This window comes from Pectobacterium polonicum (genome assembly GCF_005497185.1).
Taxonomy (GTDB): Bacteria; Pseudomonadota; Gammaproteobacteria; order Enterobacterales; family Enterobacteriaceae; genus Pectobacterium; species Pectobacterium polonicum.
In genome coordinates this window covers 1-507 of record NZ_RJTN01000065.1, presented here as the reverse complement: position 1 = coordinate 507, position 507 = coordinate 1, and the positions used below count along the sequence as shown (strand labels likewise).

2 tRNA genes and 1 rRNA gene are annotated in these 507 nt (G+C 48.5%); all 3 read right to left on the bottom strand.

Going from position 1 to position 507, the window contains the following annotated elements:
• Positions 1–153 precede the first annotated feature (153 nt).
• Positions 154–229, bottom strand: a tRNA-Ala gene (locus tag EDI29_RS22645).
• 42 nt (positions 230–271) lie between these two features.
• Positions 272–348 (bottom strand) — tRNA-Ile (locus EDI29_RS22640).
• A 73-nt stretch (positions 349–421) separates the two neighbouring features.
• Positions 422–507: ribosomal RNA gene (locus EDI29_RS22635) — 16S ribosomal RNA — on the bottom strand; the annotation flags it as partial.

The window sequence follows — 507 nt, the reverse complement described above, 5'->3', positions numbered from 1 at the left end:
TGACAGACTGATTTGCCACTGATACCCGCAGGCATCAACGACCATTCAGCTGTCATGTTTCAATTTTCAGCTTGTTCCAGATTGTTAAAGAGCAAAACATCGCAGTGCACCTAAACAGGTACACTCTGATGTTTTCTATACAGCAGGTAGTTATGGTGGAGCTATGCGGGATCGAACCGCAGACCTCCTGCGTGCAAGGCAGGCGCTCTCCCAGCTGAGCTATAACCCCATCGCTACTTACAGTTACCTTACATACCACTCATGGAAGAGTTGGTAGGCCTGAGTGGACTTGAACCACCGACCTCACCCTTATCAGGGGTGCGCTCTAACCACCTGAGCTACAAGCCTATTAAGGTATTTCTGCTCGTTATTTTCATCAGACAATCTGTGTGAGCACTTCACTTAACACACATCTTCTTGGTAAGGAGGTGATCCAACCGCAGGTTCCCCTACGGTTACCTTGTTACGACTTCACCCCAGTCATGAATCACAAAGTGGTAAGCGCCC